Origin of the sequence: Vulcanococcus limneticus LL (assembly GCF_943369875.1) — a bacterium.
Lineage (GTDB): Bacteria > Cyanobacteriota > Cyanobacteriia > PCC-6307 > Cyanobiaceae > Vulcanococcus > Vulcanococcus limneticus_A.
This window is the reverse complement of record NZ_CALROT020000001.1, coordinates 271,419-284,087: the sequence shown is the minus strand read 5'-3', so window position 1 is coordinate 284,087 and position 12,669 is coordinate 271,419. Positions and strand designations below refer to the sequence as shown.

The window sequence follows — 12,669 nt, the reverse complement described above, 5'->3', positions numbered from 1 at the left end:
AACGGGTGGACGGACCTCCATGATCGGCTGGCTGCAAGGGCGACTGGCCGAGCGCTGGCAGCAGGCCAACCGCTGCGGGCTGCTGCTCGTCTGCCACGGGGTGGGCTACGAGGTGCAGGTGAGCCGCCGCCAGTGGGAGCGGCTGCCGGATCGGGAGGCGGAGCTCAGTCTGTTCGTGCACCAGGCGATCCGGGAGGACGGCTGGACCCTCTACGGCTTCGGCGAGCGCCACGAGCGTGACCTGTTCCGCGAGCTGGTGGCCGTGAGCGGCGTGGGGCCCCAGATGGCCCTGGGGCTGCTGGCCACCCTGGCCACCGAGGAGCTGGTGCGGGCGATCGTGCAGGCCGACCTGCGGCTGCTGGCCAGGGCGCCGGGGGTGGGCAAGCGCACCGCCGAGCGGCTGTCGGTGGAGCTGCGCAGCCGCCTGCAGGAGCGCTTCGGGGCCGGCCTGGAGCTGGCGGATCCCCTGGCCGATCCGGAGGCCGGCGGCGCCGACGGCGAGGCGCTGCCGGCGGCGGCCACCCGCGAGGAGCTGCAGCTCACCCTGGCGGCCCTGGGCTACGAGCCCCTGGAGATCAACCGGGCCCTGCGGGCCGTGGGCGGCCAGGGGCTGGCCGGCGCCGAGGACGGCGAGGCCTGGCTGCGGGAATCACTGCGCTGGCTGTCCCGCCAGGCGGCCTGAATCCGGCGTCCCCCGAGAGCCTGACCACGGGGCGGTAAGTTGGTTGTTTGCACCGTCAGGGCCAGACGCCGCGCATGTCGCTCGACACCATCCAGAAGCAGGAACTGATCAACACCCACCAGACCCACGGCACCGACACCGGTTCCGTTGAGGTGCAGGTGGCGATGCTGAGCGAGCGCATCAGCCAGCTCAGTGGTCACCTGCAGAAGAACATCCACGACTTCTCCTCCCGCCAGGGGCTGCTGAAGATGATCGGGCGCCGCAAGCGCCTGCTCAGCTACCTGCGCAGCAACAGCGAGGAGCGCTACACCACCCTGATCGCCAAGCTCGGCATCCGCGGCTGAGGACGGGCATGGCCGGCAAGGGCAAGGGCAAAGCCGGCTCCGGCATCCGCCCCTCCAAGGCGGGGGGATCACCGGCTGCCGGTCGATCCTCCGGTGCTCAGGCGGCCGGCAGTCAAGCCGCTGGTGGCAAACCATCGGCCAGCGGCAGCAAGGTTTCGGATGGGCGCAAGCCCTCGGCTGGCGGTAAAGCTGCGGCGAGATCCCCTGGTCGCGGCGCCTCCCAGGGCATTCCTGAGGCCGTCAGCAACCGCATGGCCCGCCGCATCGCCATCGCCACCGGCATTCCCAGTGTCCTCGGGATGGGCGTGTTCATCGCCAGCTACCTGCTGGTGAGCCGCTCCATCCTCGACATCCCCACCGGCGTCACCTTGGTGGCTTCGGGGGGATGTTTTCTGTTGGGGCTGCTGGGCCTGAGCTACGGCGTGCTCTCCGCCAGCTGGGAGGACGCGCCGGGCAGCCTGCTGGGCCTCGAGCAGATCGGCCTGAACGTGGGCCGCCTGCGCAGCTCCTTCAAGCGGCCACCAGCGGGGAGCTGAGCCGGGCCCGGAAGGCCTGGGCCGTGAGCGTGCTGAGGGCCGCCTGGCTGTCGTTCACGCAGAACTGGTGGCCGAGCCGCACGTAGCGGATCTCGTTCTGGTGGCGCACGAGCGCCACGACGGGCACCCGCACGCCGGCCTCATCGCGCTCGGTGCGGTGCTGGTTGAGGCACTCGCGCAGTTTGTGCTGCACCGCGATGTCGCTGGCCTCCTCCGGCGCCAGCTCCACCAGCAGAAACTTGAGCTCATCCACCACGCGGCAGTCGTCCACGATCAGCTGCACTTGCTCGTCGCGGCGATCCACCGAGGCCCAGATCAGCAGGCGTGCATCCACCATCAGGTGGTCGGCGAGGCGGGCGTAGGTCTTGGGGAAGACCACCGCCTCGCAGCTGCCGGTGAGGTCCTCGAGCTGCAGCACCGCCATGCGGTCCCCCTTGCGGGTGACGACGGGCCGCAGCCCGCTCACCATCCCCACCACGCTGACGCGGGCCTTGTCGGCCTGCTCCTCCAGGCTGCCCAGGCCCACGGCGGAGAGCAGACGGATCGGACGGGTGAGCTGCTTGAGCGGGTGGTCGGAGAGGTAGAAGCCCACCAGCTCCTTCTCCAGACGCAGCTTTTCGGTGGGGGGATAGTCGGGTACCGGGGCCGCCTTGGGGGCGGTGCTGAGGGGATCGGCGGCACCTGGAGCTGACGGGTCCGTCTCGGCCGGGGCTCCGCCCCCGAGCAGGTCGAACAGGTTGCCCTGGCCGCTGGCCCGGTCCCTGGCCCGGGAGCTGGCCCAGTCGAGGATCAGGTCCAGGTCGGCCATCAGCTGGGCGCGGTTGGCGTTGGGCTCCAGGCCATCCATGGCGCCGCAGTGGATCAACGACTCCAGACCGCGGCGGTTGAGGGTGGTGCCGGGGAGGCGATCACAGAGATCCGCCAGGGAGCGGAAGGGGCCATCGGCCTGGCGGTTGTCGAGCAGGGCCCGGATGGCCCCATCCCCGAGGTTGCGCACGGCGGAGAGGCCAAACAGGATCCGCTCCCCCACGGGGGTGAAATCCGTGCCGGAGGCATTCACATCCGGCGGCATCACCTCGATGCCCATGGCATTGGCGTTGGCGATGTAGCGCTGCACCTTGTCGGTGGCGCCGGCATTCACCGTAAGCAGGGCGGCCATGTAGGCCACCGGGTAGTGGGCCTTGAGGTAGGCCGTCTGGTATGTCACCGCGCCGTAGGCGGTGGAGTGGCTCTTGTTGAAGCAGTATTCGGCGAACAGCACCATCTGCTCGAACAGCCCCTCGGCCACCTTCGGGGCCACACCGCGTTCGGTGGCGCCCTGCACGAACAGGCTCTGGTGTTTCTCCATCTCGCTCTTCTTCTTCTTGCCCATGGCCCGCCGCAGCAGATCGGCTTCCCCCAGGGAATAGCCGGCCAGATCCTGGGCGATCCGCATGATCTGCTCCTGATACACCATGATCCCGTAGGTCTCGGTGAGGATCGGCTCGAGCTTGGCGTCCACGAAGTCGATCGCCTCGCGGCCGTGCTTGCGGTTGATGAATTTGGGAATCAGGCCGGCATCGAGGGGACCCGGGCGGTAGAGGGCCAGGATCGAGGAGATGTCTTCGAGCGAAGAGGGCTTGAGGTCGCGCACGATCTGGCGCATGCCGGAGGATTCCAGCTGGAAGATGCCCTCCAGGTCGCCCCGGGCCAGCAGGCCGAAGGTGCCCGGATCGTCCAGGGGCAACCTGTCGGGATCGACCCGCACACCGCTGCTCTGCTCCACCAGATCGAGGGTCTTGTCGATCATGGTGAGGTTCTTGAGGCCGAGGAAGTCCATCTTCAGCAGCCCCATGGATTCCACGTCCTCCATGAAGTACTGGGTGATCACCTGGCCGTCGTTGTTGCGCTGCAGCGGCACCACCTCATCGAGGGGATCAGCGGCGATCACCACGCCGGCGGCATGCACCCCGAAGGTCTTGTTGGTGCCCTCGATGCGCATCGCCATCTCGACCCAGCGCTTCACCTGGGGGTCGTTCTCGTATTTCTCGCGGAACTCCGGAGCCGGCGACTCGGGCCCGATCATCTCCTTGAGCTTGGCGGGCTTGCCGCGCACCACCGGAATCAGCTTGGCCAGGCGATCGGCATCGCCATAGGGGATATCCAGCACGCGGGCCACGTCCTTCAGCACCGCCTTGGAGGTCATGCGGTTGAAAGTGATGATCTGGGCCACCTTCTCCTCGCCGTAGCGGCGGGTCACGTAGTCGATCACCTCGCCGCGGCGCTCGATGCAGAAGTCGGTGTCGATGTCCGGCATCGACTTGCGTTCGGGATTGAGAAAGCGCTCGAACAACAGGCCATTGGTCACCGGATCGATGTTGGTGATCCCCAGGGCATAGGCCACCAGCGAGCCCGCCGCCGAGCCGCGCCCCGGCCCCACCGGAATGCCGCTCTCGCGGGCGAAGCGGATGTAGTCCCACACCACCAGGAAGTAGGTGGGGAAGCCCATCTGCTCCATCACCTGCAGCTCGAACTCCAGCCGCTCGCCGTAGGTGGGATCAAAGGCGGCTCCCTCGGGCAGCTCCAGCCGGGCCCGCAGGCCCTGCTCGCTCACCTCCCGCAGATAGCTCACCGGGGTGTGGCCCTCGGGGATCGGGAAGCGGGGCATCTGGTAGCGGCCGAGGATGTCGTAGTCCTCCACCTTCTCGGCCACCTTGGCGGTGTTGGCCACGGCTTCGGCCACCACCTCGGGCTCCAGGTGATCGGCAAAGAGGCGCAGCATCTCCGCTTCGCTCTTGATGTACTCCGTGCCCGTGTAGCGCAACCGCTTCTCGTCGGTCACCAGCTTGCCGGTGAGCACGCACAGCAGGGCGTCGTGGGCCTCCACGTCGTTGCGGGTGAGGTAGTGGGCGTCGTTGGTGGCGATCAGCGGAATGCCCAGCTCCTGGGAGATGCGGGCCATCTCCACGTTCACGATCCGGTCCTCCGGGGAGCCGTGGTCCTGGATCTCCAGGTAGAAGTCGTCGCCGAACACGCCCTGGTACCAGCGGGCCACGTCCCGGGCCACATCGGGGCGGTCCTTGAGGATCGCCTGGGGGATCTCACCGCCCAGACAGGCGGTGGCCACGATCAACCCCTCCCTGTGCTTCTCAAGGGTGGGCTTGTCAATGCAGGCCCGCGAGAAGATGCCCCGGCCGCGCATGCCGCGCAGGTGGCTGATGCTGGTGAGCTTCACCAGGTTGCGGTAGCCCACCGCATTCTTGGCGAGCACCACCAGGTGGTAGCGGCGTTCTTTCTTGGGAGGGTTGGGATCATCGAGCGAGCCGTTGATCACATACATCTCGTTGCCGATGATCGGCTTCACGGCCGTGCCCTTGCACAGCTTCAGGAGCTCGATGGCGCCGTACATCACGCCGTGGTCCGTCAGGGCCAGGGCGGGAAAGCCCAGCTCCTCGGCCCGCTTCACCATCGCCGGCAGCTGACTGGCCCCATCCAGGAGGCTGTAGTCGCTGTGGTTGTGGAGGGGGACGAAGGCCAAGGCGGGAGGGCGATGCGGCGGGCGGCTGCCCAGGGCCCCAGGCTAAGGGGCCACCGCAAGATTCAGGGCCTCAGCGGCCGCCAGCAGCGGCCGGCACACCAAATCTGGGGTGCGGCCCTCAGGGCACCAGGGCGGCCGCCGGACGGCTGGCCATCACATTGGCGGCCTGCTCGTAGTGGTGGGCCACCTGCAGCAGCCGCTCCTCCTGCAGCACGCCGGTGATCAGCTGCACGCCGATGGGCAGCCCCTCGCCGTCAAAGCCACAGGGCAGGCTGAGGGCCGGCAGGCCCGCCATGTTGGCGGGGATCGTCAGCAGGTCGGCCAGGTAAATGGCCAGGGGATCCTCCGCGTGGGCGCCGAAGCGGAAGGCGGTGGTGGGGGAGGTGGGGGTGAGCAGCACGTCCACGCCCTCGAAGGCGCGATCGAAGTCGCGGCGGATCAGGGTGCGCACCTGCTGGGCCTTCTTGTAGTAGGCATCCACGTAGCCGGCCGAGAGGGCATAGGTGCCGATCAGGATGCGGCGCTGCACCTCGTCGCCGAAGCCCTCGGCGCGGCTGCGGGCGGTCATCTCCGCCAGGCTGCCGGCGCCCTCGGCCCGGTGGCCGTACTTGACGCCGTCGTAGCGGGCCAGGTTGGCCGAGGCCTCCGACGGGGCGATCACGTAGTAGGTGGCGATGCCGTCGTTGAAGCGGGGGCAGCTCACCTCCACCAGCTCGCAGCCGAGGGCCTCCAGCTGGGCGGCGGCGGCCAGCACCGAGACCTTCACCTCCGGCGCCAGGCCGTCGGCCTCGAAGCACTCGCGCACCAGGCCCACCCGCAGCCCCTTCACCGGCTGGCTCAGGGCGGCGCGGTAGTCGGGCACCGGGGCCTTGAGGCAGGTGGCATCGCGGGGGTCGGCGCCGGCGATCACCTGCAGCAGCTCGGCGGCATCGGCCACGCTGGTGGTGAAGGGGCCCACCTGGTCGAGGGAGCTGGCGAAGGCCACCAGGCCGTAGCGGCTGACGCGGCCGTAGGTGGGCTTGAGGCCCACCACGCCGCAGAAGGCGGCGGGTTGGCGGATCGAGCCGCCGGTGTCGGACCCGAGGGCGGCGACGCACTCGCCGGCGGCCACGGCGGCGGAGCTGCCGCCGGAGCTGCCACCCGGCACCCGCTCGGGGTTCCAGGGGTTGCGGCTGGGGCCGAAGTAGGAGGTCTCGGTCGAGCTGCCCATGGCGAACTCGTCGAGGTTGGTCTTGCCGAGCAGCACGGCGCCGGCGCCCCAGAGCCGCTCGGTGACCGTGGACTCGTAGGGGGGCACGAAGGTCTCCAGCATGCGGCTGGAGCAGGTGGTGCGGATGCCGGCGGTGCAGAGGTTGTCCTTGATCGCCAGGGGCACACCGGCCAGGGGCGGGAGCTCCTCGCCGGCGGCCCGGGCGGCATCGATGCGATCGGCATCGGCGCGGGCCCGCTCGGCGGTCACCTCCAGGTAGGCATGGACCGTGGGCTCCACGGCCTCGATGCGGCTCAGGTGCTGGTCGGTGAGCTCCCGGGCGGACACCTCACCGCGCTGGAACTGCCCGCGCCATTCGGCGATCCCCATCAACCTTCGCTCTTGCTGGGCCCGACGCTATCAGTCAGCCCTGGCCGGCCCGGGGTCAGGACTGGGCGGGGATGGTGAGCGGCTCGCCGCGGCGGGTGCGCAGCACCTCGTGCTGCAGCGAGCCCGGGGCCTCGCTGCGCAGGTCCGCGAGGAAGGCCGGCAGGGCCTGCTCGAGCTGGTCGCGGCGCACGTAGGGGCCGAACCAATAGGTCACATCCGGATCGCGGGTCTCGATCCGGGCCCACCAGGCCAGCCCCAGGCCGTTGGCAAGACTCCGGAGGGGCCAGAGCAGCGAAGTCATCAGGGCTGGTGGAGATGGACCCATTGTGCCCAGGGCTGGGGCCGTATGCCCGCGCTCGTCAGAGTTGGATGTCTGTCGAGAAGCCCGAGGCCAGCGCCGGGTTCAGGCCGAGGCTGAGGTCCGCAGCGGCCTGGGGGGCTGAAGCGGGTGCGGGTGTGGCGGCGGAAGCAGGCTCCGAGGCGGGCACAGGCTCAGCAGCGGGGGCCGTGACGTCGGGAACCGTGGCCTCGGGAGCCGTGGTCTCGGCAACCGTGGCGACGGGAGCCGTGGCGACGGCGGGCTCGGTGGCCTCGGCGAGGGGAGCCGTTTCGACCGGGGCGGGAGCGTCGTCGACGGCGGCGGGCTGAACTTCGGGCAGCTCCTGCTCCAGCGCGGCATCGTCAACCGCCAGGACGGTGGTGTCCTCCTCAGACTCCAGCTCCACAGCAGCAGCCGGGGCGGCCGGGGCCTTGGTGGGCAGCTGGGGCCGCACGATGCGCGGGGCCGGGGAGGAGCCGGTGATGTTCTTCATCCAGCCGCGGCGGGCCACCTCGTAGAGCACCATCGCCGTGGCCACGGAGGCGTTGAGGCTGGGGGTGGCGCCCCGCAGCGGGATCCGCACCAGCTGGTCGCAGTGCTTGCGGGTGAGCATCGAGAGGCCGTCGCCCTCCGATCCGGTCACGATCACCAGCGGACCGTCGAGATCGGCCTCACTGAGGGCAATGGCGCCCTCGCCGGCCAGGCCGATCACGCGGTAGCCCTCCTCTTTGAGGGTCTCCAGGGAGCGGTTGAGATTCACCACCCGGGCCACGGGCAGGTGCTCCAGGGCGCCGGCGGCCACCTTGGCCACCGAGCCGGTGAGGCCGGCGCTACGGCGCTGGGGCAGCACCAGGCCGTGGGCGCCGAGGGCCTCAGCGCTGCGCACGATCGCCCCCAGGTTGTGGGGGTCGGTGATGCCGTCGAGGGCCATCAGCAGCGGCGGCTCGCCGAGGCCCTTGCAGCCGTCGATCAGGCTGCCCAGATCGAGGGTGTCGGCGGCAGCGGCCTGCAGCACGATCCCCTGGTGCACGGCACCGTCGGTGAGCTGACCCAGGCGTGCCCAGGTGACCTCCTCCACCAGAACGCCGCTGGCCTTGGCCTCGCGCAGCAGCTGCATGAAGCGGGGCTGGAAGCGCATCTCGGCGGTGCACCAGATGCGGTGGATGGGCCGATCGCTCTCCAGGGCGGCCTGGGCGGCATGGCGCCCCCAGATCAGGTCGTCGGCGGGGCCGGCGTTGAAGCGCTCGGATTCACCCACCGGCACCGCCACGGCGACGTCGGGCTGGCCGCGGTCCGGGCGGGCGCCGAACACGGGGCGGCCCGGCGGTCGGGCGGGTTTGAAGGAACTGCGCTGGAAGGAACCGCCCTCGGGGCGGGGGCCACCGAAGCGGCCACCGGCTGGCCGGCTACCGCGCTCGAAGCGGCCAGAGCCAGCCTCGAAGCGCCTGCCCTCGGGCCGTCCGGCGCCGAAGCGCGGACCGTCGGAACGCTTGCCCTCGAAGCGGTCGCCCTCGCCGCGCTTGCCTTCAAACCGGTTCCCGTCGGGGCGGGCACCCTCGAAGCGGCCGCCGCTGGGACGCTCGCCCCCAGGGCGACGGTCGTCCGGACGACGGCCGAAGGGCTTGCGGCCGGCGCCCGGGCGGGCCTCAGAGCCGTAGCCACCGGCGGGGCCATCGAAGCGGCGACCCGGGGGGCGGGAGCCCTCGGGACGGGGGCCGCGGGAGGGTCGATCGCCCTCGGGGCGACCAGGCCGCTCACCGCCCTCGGGTCGCCACTCGCCGCGGGGGGCAAAGGGCCGGGAGCCGCCAGTGCGGCCGGCGCCGCCGAAGCGGGCGCCACCGCCTCCACCACGGCTGCCCGCACCGCCGCCGAAGGCCGGACGGCCCGGGCGACCGCCCTTGCCGCCGCGCCCGGCACCGGCGCCATAGCCGCCGCCAGATCCGTAACCACCACGGGCATCGCCACCGGCCCCCGATCCCTGTCCCTGGTCGCGGCGATCAAATCGAGGGCTCATATCTCTGTCAGTCAAAGGGTTTATGGGTCCGTCTCCTCGAGTTGATCCAGCAGCTGCGCGAGCCGATTCGGATCCTGCAGAAAGAGCCAGCCAATCATTGTCTCAAATCCCGTGGCCCGGCCATAAACACCGGCCTCGCCACGGCGCGGCCCGCGGCCGGCTCGGTTGCGGCCCCGCCGCACCCACTCCAGTTCCGTGGCGCTCAGCAGCGGCTCCAGACGCTCAAGGGCGGCGGCCTGGGCATCGGCGCGCACGTCGGCCACCACGGCCCGGTGCAGATCGGCGCTGCGGCCAGGCTGGCGGCAACGGCGCAGGCGCTGGTGCAGCTCCCACACGGCATCGCCGAGCCAGGCCAGCTGCAGGGGGCCCAGCTCCGGGCCGAGGGGCGGCGGGGTCAGGCCCGCCAGCCAGGAGGCCGCCGCCGGCTCAGGCGGCGAGGGAGCCAAGGGCGGTGTCGAGGTCGGGCTGGAGGTGGAGGAACTGCTCCAGGCGCACCAGCTTCACGGTCTGCACCACGCGGGCATTGCCCACCACCAGGAACTGCACGCCCTGCTCGTTGCACTGCTTGGCGAGCTGCACCAGGGCGCCGAGGCCCGAGGAATCGATGAAGTCGATCCGGCTCAGATCAATCACCAGCGGCTGCGGCGTGCTGGTGCGATGGTCGGTGATGAAGCTGAGGAACTGCTTCTCCGAGTAGGCATCCAGCTGACCGGTGAAGCTGAACAGCAGGCAGTTGCCCTGCTGCTGATAGCCGCCGCGAAGCGACACCGTCAAGCGCTGCAGATCAGTGATTGGTCCGCTCCTCGAACGTCAAGCGCACGAAGTGTAGGGAGCGCCGTCGCCAGGGACCGCTCCGCAACAAAAGTGATGCGGGAGCGTGATGCGGCGGGGTGACGCGGCGCAGTGAGGAAGCAGCGGTCCCCTCAGCCGCGGCGGCTGGCCATCAGCGCCACGAAGCGCGCGAAGTGGTGGTCGGCGTCGTGGGGTCCGGGGCTGGCCTCCGGGTGGTACTGGACCCCGAACAGCGGCTGACTGCGGTGGGCCAGGGCCGCCACGGTGCGGTCGTTGAGGTTGAAGTGGGTCACCTCCACCTGGTCGGCCGGCAGGGAATCGGCATCAAGGGCGAAGCCGTGGTTCTGGCTGGTGATCTCCACCAGGCCGGTGCTGCCGCAGGGGTGGTTGAGGCCCCGGTGGCCGTAGCCGAGCTTGTAGGTGCTGCCGCCCAGGGCCAGGCCCAGGATCTGGTGGCCCAGGCAGATGCCGAACACGGGCAGATCGGGCTGCTGCACCAGCCCCTGGGCCAGGGCGATGCCGCTGGTCACGGCGGCCGGGTCGCCGGGGCCGTTGGAGAGGAACACGCCCTCGGGCTGCAGCGCCAGCACCTGCTCCAGGGTGGCGCTGGCGGGCAGCACGGTCACGGCGCAGCCGTGGGCCGCCAGGCGCTCGAGGATGGCGCGCTTGATGCCGAAGTCGATCGCTACCACCCGGTAGGGGGTGGCCGGGCTGGGCTGGCGGCGCTGGTCAAACACCGCCGGGCAGAGGGCCGACCAGTCGTAGGGCTCGCGGGTGGTGACCCGTTCGGCCAGGTTCAGGCCCGCCATTGACGGGGCCGAGCGCACCTGCTCCAGCAGCTGCCCGGGGGCGCGGCCATCGGTGCTGATGGCGCCGTTGATGGCGCCGCCTTCGCGCAGGTGGCGCACCAGGGCGCGGGTGTCGATGCCGCTGATGCCCACCACGCCGTGACGCACCAGCCAGGCCTCCAGGCTCTCCTCGCTGCGCCAGCTGCTGGCCGTCGGGGCCAGCTGGCGGGCGATCACGCCGCGCACGTGGGGGGCGTCGGCCTCCTGGTCGGCGCCGTTGACGCCGGTGTTGCCCAGTTCGGGGTAGGTGAAGGTGACCAGCTGGCCCGAGTAGCTCGGGTCGGTCATCACCTCCTGGTAGCCGGTCATGCCGGTGTTGAACACCACCTCACCGATGGCGGTGCCGCTGGCCCCGAAGGCCTCGCCGCGCAGCACCAGGCCATCGGCCAGCACCAGCAGGGCGGGGCGGCGCGGAGCCTGGGACGGGTCGGCACTGGCGGGGGCCGTCGCCGGGGAGGGTGCAGTCGTCATGGACGCATCATCCCGCAGCACCCGGCGCGGCCCGGTCGGGGCCCTGCAACCCGAGGGGGCCCGCTCAGGCCAGGGCCGCCCGCAGGGCCTCCAGGCGCTGCCAGGCCGTGCCCGTGGCCAGGGCCTGGCGGGCCGGCTCCAGCCCCTCGGCCACCTGGGCGGTGTGGCCGGCGGCCCAGAGCACCAGGGCCGTGTTGAGGGCCACCACATCCCGCTGGGCCGCCGTGCCCCGGCCCTGCAGCACCGCCTCAAGGATCGCGGCATTGGCCGCCACGTCGGCTCCACCGGCCAGGGCCGAGAGAGGAGCGGCCTCCAGCCCCAGGGCGGCGGGATCGAGCTGCTCCGCCCGCACCTGGCCGTGCTCCACCAGCCGCAGCTCGCTGGGGCCCGAGAGCGCAGCCTCATCGAGGCCGCCATCGCCGTGGACCACCACCGCCCGCTCCAGGCCGAGCCGCGCCAGGGCCTCCGCCATCGGCTCAAGCAGGTGGGCCCGGCCGACGCCGAGCACCTGGGCCTCGGGCCGCAGGGGATTCACCAGGGGTCCCAGCAGGTTGAACACCGTGCGCACCCCCAGGGCGCGCCGCAGCGGCGCCAGGCCCACCAGGGCCGGATGCCAGCCGGGGGCGAACAGGAAGGTCACGCCGCTGCTGGGCAGGGCCGCCACCACCCGGGCCGGGTCGGCCTGGAGGTTCAGCCCCAGGGCCTCCAGCACGTCGGCGGAGCCCACGCGACCGCTGGCGCTGCGGTTGCCATGCTTGGCCACCGCCACGCCGCAGGCGGCGGCGGTGAAGGCCACGGCGGTGGAGATGTTGAAGGTGTCGGCGCCATCGCCGCCGGTGCCGCAGGTATCCACCAGGGCCAGGGCCGGCCGCTCCCCCGGCAGCGCGCAGGCCTGGCGCAGCACGGCGGCCATGGCGGCCAGCTCCTCACCGGTGGGTCCCTTGGCCCGCAGGGCCGCCAGCAGGGCGCCGGTGAGCACCGGATCGATCGTCTCGGCCAGCCAGCCCTCCATCAGGGCGGTGGCCTGCTCGGCGCTGAGGGAGGTGCCATTCAGCAGCTGCTCCAGCAGGGGCGGCCAGGCGGTGGCAGCGGCCATGGATACGACGGGCCGCGGGGGCCGGAGATCAGGCCGCCATTAAACAGACAACGGGCCACAACCCCCAAGCGTTCAGGGGCTGTCCTGATCGGCGGTGTCGAAGCCGGAACCGACGGCCTGGGCGGCGGCCGCCTGGCCAGGCCGATACCCGGCCGCCCAGATCGCCCGGGTGCGCTGGTGCAGGCCCGCGAGGTCCAGCCCCCAGAGCCGCAGGGTCTTGGCCAGGTCGTCCTGCAGATCCTGGGCGCCGGGGAAGCCGTCGTAGCGCTGCAGCAGGCGGGCCAGATCCACCAGGTGACCGTCGGCGGGCTGCTCCACGGCCAGCAGCTGATCCACCAGCTCCCGGTCGGTGGCATACAGCGGATGGGCCTGGAGCGACTCGGACATGGGGGCTTCGCGGGGGCAGCGGGCAGTGGGCAGCGGGCAGTGGATCCGGCCCGGCCAAGGTGCTGTCTAGGTTGGCGGCACCCT

Annotated in this window: 11 protein-coding genes and 1 pseudogene; 3 read left to right on the top strand and 9 right to left on the bottom strand. The window is 71.3% G+C overall.

Features of this window, described 5'->3' with window-relative positions; translation table 11 throughout:
• Window positions 1-19 precede the first annotated feature (19 nt).
• The 3 genes and pseudogenes from ruvA to ACLV7J_RS01385 form a co-directional block, all read left to right on the top strand.
• Window positions 20-682, top strand: a complete 663-nt coding sequence (gene ruvA, locus ACLV7J_RS01395; RefSeq protein WP_411867335.1) for a Holliday junction branch migration protein RuvA — start codon at window positions 20-22, stop codon at window positions 680-682.
• Between the two features lie 74 nt (window positions 683-756).
• Window positions 757-1,026 (top strand): 30S ribosomal protein S15, encoded by a 270-nt coding sequence (rpsO, locus tag ACLV7J_RS01390; RefSeq protein WP_094589470.1) that lies wholly within the window; start codon window positions 757-759, stop codon window positions 1,024-1,026.
• Between the two features lie 215 nt (window positions 1,027-1,241).
• Window positions 1,242-1,562: pseudogene (locus ACLV7J_RS01385) on the top strand (PAM68 family protein); the annotation flags it as partial.
• On the opposite strand, the gene ACLV7J_RS01380 reads toward ACLV7J_RS01385, so the two are convergent.
• The 9 genes from ACLV7J_RS01380 to ACLV7J_RS01340 all read right to left on the bottom strand — a co-directional run bounded on the left by ACLV7J_RS01380 (window position 1,537) and on the right by ACLV7J_RS01340 (window position 12,585).
• Window positions 1,537-5,079 carry a DNA polymerase III subunit alpha gene (locus ACLV7J_RS01380; protein WP_411867334.1) on the bottom strand — a complete coding sequence of 1,181 codons (3,543 nt, stop codon included), beginning with the start codon at window positions 5,077-5,079 and terminating at the stop codon, window positions 1,537-1,539. The pseudogene ACLV7J_RS01385 and the gene ACLV7J_RS01380 sit on opposite strands and share 26 nt — an antisense overlap.
• Window positions 5,080-5,197: 118 nt before the next feature.
• On the bottom strand, window positions 5,198-6,658 hold the full coding sequence (gene gatA, locus ACLV7J_RS01375; RefSeq protein WP_411867333.1) for an Asp-tRNA(Asn)/Glu-tRNA(Gln) amidotransferase subunit GatA: 1,461 nt from the start codon (window positions 6,656-6,658) through the stop codon (window positions 5,198-5,200).
• Window positions 6,659-6,713: 55 nt separating this feature from the next.
• Complete coding sequence (locus tag ACLV7J_RS01370) at window positions 6,714-6,959, bottom strand: DUF1816 domain-containing protein (protein WP_411867332.1); 246 nt, start codon at window positions 6,957-6,959, stop codon at window positions 6,714-6,716.
• A 58-nt stretch (window positions 6,960-7,017) separates the two neighbouring features.
• Window positions 7,018-8,991: a 23S rRNA (guanosine(2251)-2'-O)-methyltransferase RlmB gene (rlmB, locus tag ACLV7J_RS01365; RefSeq protein ID WP_411867573.1), complete on the bottom strand. Its 1,974-nt coding sequence runs from the start codon at window positions 8,989-8,991 to the stop codon at window positions 7,018-7,020.
• 20 nt (window positions 8,992-9,011) lie between these two features.
• Entirely contained in the window at window positions 9,012-9,362 is a 351-nt protein-coding gene (locus tag ACLV7J_RS01360; RefSeq protein ID WP_411867572.1) for a ribonuclease III domain-containing protein, read from the bottom strand.
• A gap of 55 nt (window positions 9,363-9,417) precedes the next feature.
• Complete coding sequence (locus ACLV7J_RS01355) at window positions 9,418-9,765, bottom strand: STAS domain-containing protein (protein WP_094589460.1); 348 nt, start codon at window positions 9,763-9,765, stop codon at window positions 9,418-9,420.
• A 149-nt stretch (window positions 9,766-9,914) separates the two neighbouring features.
• A complete protein-coding gene (gene carA, locus ACLV7J_RS01350; protein ID WP_411867331.1) occupies window positions 9,915-11,102 on the bottom strand; it encodes a glutamine-hydrolyzing carbamoyl-phosphate synthase small subunit in 1,188 nt (395 codons plus the stop codon).
• A 64-nt stretch (window positions 11,103-11,166) separates the two neighbouring features.
• Window positions 11,167-12,198: an anthranilate phosphoribosyltransferase gene (gene trpD, locus ACLV7J_RS01345; protein WP_411867330.1), complete on the bottom strand. Its 1,032-nt coding sequence runs from the start codon at window positions 12,196-12,198 to the stop codon at window positions 11,167-11,169.
• A gap of 72 nt (window positions 12,199-12,270) precedes the next feature.
• On the bottom strand, window positions 12,271-12,585 hold the full coding sequence (locus tag ACLV7J_RS01340) for a DUF3288 family protein (RefSeq protein ID WP_411867329.1): 315 nt from the start codon (window positions 12,583-12,585) through the stop codon (window positions 12,271-12,273).
• Between the last annotated feature and the right edge of the window lie 84 nt (window positions 12,586-12,669).

Coding starts and splice junctions, on each gene's coding strand:
- ruvA (WP_411867335.1), top strand. CDS start 20: ATGATCGGCTGGCTGCAAGGGCGACTGGCCGAGCGCTGGCAGCAGGCC.
- rpsO (WP_094589470.1), top strand. CDS start 757: ATGTCGCTCGACACCATCCAGAAGCAGGAACTGATCAACACCCACCAG.
- gatA (WP_411867333.1), bottom strand. CDS start 6,658: ATGGGGATCGCCGAATGGCGCGGGCAGTTCCAGCGCGGTGAGGTGTCC.
- ACLV7J_RS01370 (WP_411867332.1), bottom strand. CDS start 6,959: ATGACTTCGCTGCTCTGGCCCCTCCGGAGTCTTGCCAACGGCCTGGGG.
- rlmB (WP_411867573.1), bottom strand. CDS start 8,991: ATGAGCCCTCGATTTGATCGCCGCGACCAGGGACAGGGATCGGGGGCC.
- carA (WP_411867331.1), bottom strand. CDS start 11,102: ATGACGACTGCACCCTCCCCGGCGACGGCCCCCGCCAGTGCCGACCCG.
- trpD (WP_411867330.1), bottom strand. CDS start 12,198: ATGGCCGCTGCCACCGCCTGGCCGCCCCTGCTGGAGCAGCTGCTGAAT.
- ACLV7J_RS01340 (WP_411867329.1), bottom strand. CDS start 12,585: ATGTCCGAGTCGCTCCAGGCCCATCCGCTGTATGCCACCGACCGGGAG.